Origin of the sequence: Candidatus Latescibacter sp., assembly GCA_030692375.1 — a bacterium.
Lineage (GTDB): Bacteria > Latescibacterota > Latescibacteria > Latescibacterales > Latescibacteraceae > JAUYCD01.
Genome location: JAUYCD010000094.1, coordinates 1 through 5,712, shown reverse-complemented (window position 1 = coordinate 5,712; position 5,712 = coordinate 1). Strand labels below are relative to the sequence as shown.

At 48.7% G+C, this 5,712-nt stretch carries 6 protein-coding genes and 1 pseudogene; 1 reads left to right on the top strand and 6 read right to left on the bottom strand.

Annotation, left to right across the window (positions count from 1 at the left end; all coding sequences use genetic code 11):
• Positions 1-360: hypothetical protein (locus Q8O92_05955; GenBank protein ID MDP2982852.1), on the bottom strand; the 360-nt coding region annotated here is incomplete at its 3' end.
• A 301-nt stretch (positions 361-661) separates the two neighbouring features.
• On the opposite strand from Q8O92_05955, the gene Q8O92_05950 reads away from it, so the two are divergent.
• Positions 662-874: a hypothetical protein gene (locus Q8O92_05950; protein MDP2982851.1), complete on the top strand. Its 213-nt coding sequence runs from the start codon at positions 662-664 to the stop codon at positions 872-874.
• A gap of 26 nt (positions 875-900) precedes the next feature.
• On the opposite strand, the gene Q8O92_05945 is transcribed toward Q8O92_05950, so the two are convergent.
• The 5 genes and pseudogenes from Q8O92_05945 to Q8O92_05925 form a co-directional block, all read right to left on the bottom strand.
• Positions 901-1,692 carry a tetratricopeptide repeat protein gene (locus Q8O92_05945; GenBank protein ID MDP2982850.1) on the bottom strand — a complete coding sequence of 264 codons (792 nt, stop codon included), beginning with the start codon at positions 1,690-1,692 and terminating at the stop codon, positions 901-903.
• Positions 1,693-1,826: 134 nt separating this feature from the next.
• Positions 1,827-2,508 (bottom strand): annotated as a pseudogene (locus tag Q8O92_05940) (response regulator transcription factor).
• A 1-nt stretch (position 2,509) separates the two neighbouring features.
• Positions 2,510-4,651 (bottom strand): HAMP domain-containing sensor histidine kinase, encoded by a 2,142-nt coding sequence (locus Q8O92_05935; protein ID MDP2982849.1) that lies wholly within the window; start codon positions 4,649-4,651, stop codon positions 2,510-2,512.
• Between the two features lie 263 nt (positions 4,652-4,914).
• On the bottom strand, positions 4,915-5,364 hold the full coding sequence (locus Q8O92_05930) for a hypothetical protein (protein MDP2982848.1): 450 nt from the start codon (positions 5,362-5,364) through the stop codon (positions 4,915-4,917).
• A gap of 79 nt (positions 5,365-5,443) precedes the next feature.
• The coding region (locus tag Q8O92_05925; GenBank protein MDP2982847.1) for a hypothetical protein at positions 5,444-5,712 on the bottom strand (269 nt) is incomplete at its 5' end.

Here is a 5,712-nt window from a genome sequence, read left to right as displayed (position 1 = left end):
GGCCTTTACAGCCCTCGGATTGCCGTCCACCTGGAACACCACTTCCCGGCCGTCCGGCGAGAGGTCGTAGTGCCCTCCTGATTTGACAACTTCCGACTCCTCACCGGTGTCGAGGTTGCGTTTCCTGATCCCTCCCTCGCCCAAGAACACCCGGGTCTTCCCATCCGGGCAGAGCCTGGGGAACGTGCCCCAATCTGCCAACCTAGTGATCGCGCTTGTTTCAGTGTCAATTCGTATGGTCCCACTACTCCCAAGCGCGATGATGGAACGGCCGTCCGGCGCCCAGGAGATCCAGGTACCGAAACCAAGACCCGACAGAAAGCGCTCTTCCCCGGTTGCGGCGGACCGGATTGTGAGCATGTTGTTTCCGGGACCGATGGAACCCGAGCGTGAAACGTAGGCCAAGTTCCTGCCGTCGGGTGACCATGTTAGCATGTTCGGTGGGCTGGTATACCGCGTCGCGACCGGCGCGGGCGGCGCGAGTACCTTACCGGTTTCAAGGTTGACCTCACCGTTGTAGAGGCGACCTAAAGAGGTGTAAGTCTTGTAATAAAGGGAGCCGTCGGGTGCAAAGCCAGGAACCTCTGAATCCCAGCCTAAGCCCTTTTTCAGCAGTTCCGGTTCTCCCTGCTGCTTTCCTTTAGTTATGTGGACGGTCCAGATGTCCCACGTCCCCGAGCGGTCGCTGAGAAAGACAAGGCTTCTCCCGTCCGGCGTCCATCGAAGAAGTCGATCCTCCGCTGGATGCCCGGCAACAACGACCTCATTCCGGCCATCGGCGGTCATCAGGAAGACGTCGAAATTGGGTGGGCTGCCCTCACCCACTGAACTGAACGCGACAGATCGCCCATCGGGCGAGAAACTGGCCATTTGAATCGAGGACCAGCCCGTTGTAATACTCTACCTGACGCGCACAGAGCCGTCCGCTGTCGAGATCAGTGTTAGTTCAATAACCTTGTTACGCTCGCGAAGTGCGAGGATGGACCCTGCGTCAGGCGACCAGTCCGAGGGATAAACGTAAGAGCCTTTCTCACTGTAAAGTGTGCGAAGGCCCGAACCATCCAGGTTTCTGATCCGCAGTTGAGGGTCCCAGTCCTTCGTATACGAGGTGTATGCGATTTGTTTTCCGTCGCGTGAGAATGCCTGGTTCTCGTAGGACTTATCAGTCTCGCTCCAGGACCCCTTATTTGTGATTCGGCTCTTCTGTCCGCTGGCAACTTCGAACTGAACCATGTCACCCGTTTCCCAGTCTATGCCTCTGATGTACTTGCCATCCGCGGTCAAGACCCCACCGACGCCGGACGCGTCTGCGAGAACCCGGCGTGTGACGAGTCCCCCACTGGCGCCGGGACCGCCAAGCGCCGCCAGCCTCACCCGCGCCTGCGCCACAATCTCGGATTGATCGGCGTATTCGCGCACCACGCGCTCGTAGGCTGTGCGGGCCTTTGCATTGCCCAGCTTTTCGTTGCACAGTCCGATATGGAGCTGTGTCTTTGCCGCAACCGAACGGTTTCCCGGATACTTGCTAATAATCATCTCATATATCTTAATAGCATTATCCAACTCCCCTGCGATTTCTTCTTTGTATAAGCCGGACTGAAAAAGCTGCTCGGCGCTTTGCTGGGTGTATCCCGCTGACACACATATAAACGCGAAAGCAAGAACGGCGACAACCAAAGTATGTGACTTCATGAATAATCTCTCCCATAAAGTTTTTAGAGTTTGGTTAGAGTATAATTTGTTTCTACAGGAGGAAAAATATAAGAAGAAAACTACGAATGCATGACGCGTCTGTGAGGATTGTGTTAAGATTCTGTTAAGATTGATTATCCTTTAAATTTATATCCGATACATCGCACACCGATGATGTACTTCGGGTTCGCCGGATCGTCTTCGATTTTCTTTCTCAGATGAGCGATATGCGTATCCACAGCACGGGGATAGACACACACATCATCGCCCCACACTTCATCAAGGATGGAATCGCGGCTGACCACCAGGTCTTTATGTTTTATGAGAAAATGAAGTATTGCAAACTCAAGAGCGGTAAGGTAAACTGGCTGTCCATTCTTTTTGGCTTCGTACTTTTTGAAATCAACCTTGACATCGCCGAAATGATACAGATCGATTTCATGTTGATCTTGTTTCGCCCTTCTTAAAAGGGCATTTACACGGGCAAGAAGTTCGCGAGGACTGAATGGCTTTGTGACATAATCGTCGGCGCCCAGCTCCAGTCCGAGAACTTTATCTATCTCCTGGCTTTTGGCAGTTAATATCAGGATGGGCGTCATAATCCCAGCTTGACGTAATTTTTTTACAGACTTCAAATCCATTCATTTTCGGCAGCATAATGTCAAGAATGATGAGGTCGTATCCTTGCTCTTTAGCCATGGAAAAGCCCTGCAGTCCATCTTTTGCACTTGAAACTCCATACCCCTCAACCCTGAGGTCATCCTCCAGCGGCATCAGGATACATTCCTCATCCTCAATGATAAGAATATTTTCCATTTCATTCATTCTCTCTTTTTTGAAGGGGAAGCCTTATCGAAAATGTGCTACCGCGTCCAGGCTCGCTTTCAACATGAACGTTACCATGATGGGATTCCACAATTTGTTTGACTAAAGTCAATCCAAGCCCACTGCCCTTAACAGTCCGCGTCAACTCGTCACCTCCACGATAGAAGCGTTCAAACACTTTATCAATTTCTTCTTTCTTTATACCAACGCCGAAGTCTTTTACAGCGATAATCAGATATTGATTTTCCGTAAATGCACGAACAAACACCTTTTGGGCTTCGCCAGAATATTTGATAGCATTATCTATCAGATTATTAATCGCCTGTGTTATAGCTGCTCTGTCCACCTTCATCGATGGCAGAGGCTTGACTATTTCTACCTGAATAACGAAACCTTTATGACGAACCCGATCTTGAATGGTCGATACAATCTCTTGCAATAGTGTGCCAATATCAGCCATCTCAAAATCAAATTTTTTTCTATCTCCTTCAATTTTAGCAAAATCTAAAATGTTGTCAATGAGTAAAGAAAGTCTTTCACTTTGTTCTACAAGAACATCATAATACCGCTGTCGGCGCTCATCGGAGGGTACCCGTCCCGCTTTAAGCATCTCTGCCAACTGTCGAATAGAAGTTAACGGACTTTTGAATTCATGGGAGACAGTAGAAACAAAATCGGATTTCATTTTTGCAAGTTCTAGTTCATGGTTAACGGCGCGAATGGTAAATATCAAACCGAATATCAGAATACCCGCAATGAGAAAAAACATGTAGAAATAAATGCCTTGCCGTGAATGAATAAAAGTCTCGAAAAGATGCGGGTCTTGTTGATGGAACTCCATTAACCAGGGAGGAAAGTTCCCTTCAAAATTTGTTCTGACGGTGATAGAACCTGAAGGTGGTTTCTCTGACTTCAAAATGGTTTTACCATCCATTCCTTTTACAATCCATCCGGTTTTTTCAGAATAAACATGACTCTGCAATACTTGCTGGAGAAGGATATCTTTGAGATAGTCGGCATCGAGCAAGATCCCCCAAATTCCATTAACCTGGTTTCCATTTCTTGTGTATTGGCTCAACAAAGAAACAAGATATGTGTGCCCTCCGCTCTCCAGTGTAAATCGCCTGGCTGAACTTCGAGGTTCTTCCAAATTTCGAGAGACTTTTTCCTTCAAATCTGCTGCTGTATTTTCCTGGAATGCGAGTAATCTCTCCGTGATTCTCCTTTGGTTTTTTTCCTCTCCTTTCAACATTGTAAAAGCACTTTTGTATGGTTGCAACGGTGCATCTAACGATGCCTTTGAAATGATAGCATCAATCGATTCTTTTATATCCTGTGAAAAAAAGTCATATTGATCTTTTTCCAGCGTCCATTCCCCGCCAAGAAGATCTTTGTATAAATCAAAGAATGTTTTTATGGCGCTTAAAGTATCATTGTTAGAAAGAGATAAAGAGCTGAGTTCTAATCGAGCTGCCAATCCCAATGGCACTCCACCCGCCGTTTGGGCATGGCTGTAATCTTGCGCTATTGCCTCATATGTTTTTATGGCATCCCGGAAAAGTCCTGATTTTTTTTGAACTCTGGCAATTGCGCTGAGCAATTCTCCTTTCATGTGAGGGCCGGAAACTTGTTTAAATTCCTGTTGGTAACTGGCAAGGGCTTTTTGATAATTTTTCTGTTGAAATTCTAATTGTTGTCCTATTCGTGGTTTTTTCACGATAGCGGGGGTTCGAGACGGAGAAGAGATGGATTGTATGCTGCCGTTGGGAAGAAACAAAAGCTTTGCGTCAGGGAGTTTAATTTTCTCCAAGTTTTCGAAAAAAAAGACCTCCTCTACTAAGGGTTTCCGGTGTTTTAAGCTATCCAGTGAACGGGTTAGAGCGGGTTGATAGAGCTCCTGATGTTCAGTGATGGTGTATAAAAAAGTCTGCTCTACTTCAAAAATATTTTTTTCTATCATCTTGGTGATTTGTTCTGCTATTCTGCTATGTTCATTTAACCTCTCCTTTTCCAACAGCGCCTGATCATTCTGAATGCCTCTAAAAGCCAGATAGCCAAGAAGCAAGCTGGGTAATCCTATACCAAGCAAAAAGAGAAAAGGTATCCTTTTGCGTTTATATATCGATGTTTCCATTATTGTCCCCAGGGGTATATGAAAATATATAAGGGTGTACAACCTGTTGGCAAGGTGCAAATTACAGTACGCCTTTTTATTAGACTTTAAAAATTATGCCATTTGATAAGGTTAGTGATCGGATATAGATGCCGAAACAGATTTATCGTTCCCGCGAAGCGGCAACAAGTTCGGCATGACGCGTGTCATCCTGAACTCGTTTAAAAAAGGGGGCACAATCTCCAAAAACTGCGCCCCCTGATAATGCTCTTTTCATGAGTCTTTTATTTCGGCAGGAAATTTTCCATTACCCACAGCTCGCTCTTGGACCCCTCATCGACGCTGAACGCAAAGCGGCGGTTGTCCGGGTGAAGCGCGAAGAACCGCAGCTTTCGCGCTTCACTTAGAACGGAGAGGTCCAGCTTCAGCGGCGTCCCGCCCTGCGCCGGAACCCGCCAGATTTCACTGCTATCGCGTGTCTGGGCGATGATGTAACGGCCGTCCCACGTCCACTTCAGGTTGTAATACTGCGCCAAACCGCGAAATAGCTCCCGCGGCTCCCCTCCGTTGAGGGACACGGTCTTTACAGCGCCGTCCACCTGGAACACCACTTCCCGGCCGTCCGGCGAGATGTCGTAGTACAAGGGGCTAAATGTCGCTGGTGTTTTGACAACTTCCGACTCCTCACCGGTGTCGAGGTTGCGTTTCCTGATGATTCCATCCATCACGAACACCAGGGTCTTCCCATCCGGGCAGAGGTGGGGCGCAAACCGGCTCTGATCTGCCAGCTTGGTGATCGCGCTTGTTTCAGCGTCAATTCGGAAGATTCCACTTCCCGTCTCCGTCATCCCGACCGCGATGACGGAACGGCCGTCCGGCGCCCAGGAGGGCATGGCAACGCCACGAAGACGCGGCGACAGAAAGCGCTCTTCCCCGGTTGCGGCGGACCGGATCGTGAGGATGTTGTTTCCGGGACCGATGGGACCCCGGCGTAAAAGGTAGACCAGGTTCCGGCCGTCGGGCGCCCATATCGGCTGTGCTGGCGGGCCGGTATAGCGCGACGTGGCCGGCGCGGGCGGCAC

Bases quoted from the DNA above. Each gene is read 5' to 3' on its own strand.
- Q8O92_05950 (MDP2982851.1), top strand. From the start codon at position 662: ATGTCCCACGTCCCCGAGCGGTCGCTGAGAAAGACAAGGCTTCTCCCG.
- Q8O92_05945 (MDP2982850.1), bottom strand. From the start codon at position 1,692: ATGAAGTCACATACTTTGGTTGTCGCCGTTCTTGCTTTCGCGTTTATA.
- Q8O92_05935 (MDP2982849.1), bottom strand. From the start codon at position 4,651: ATGGAAACATCGATATATAAACGCAAAAGGATACCTTTTCTCTTTTTG.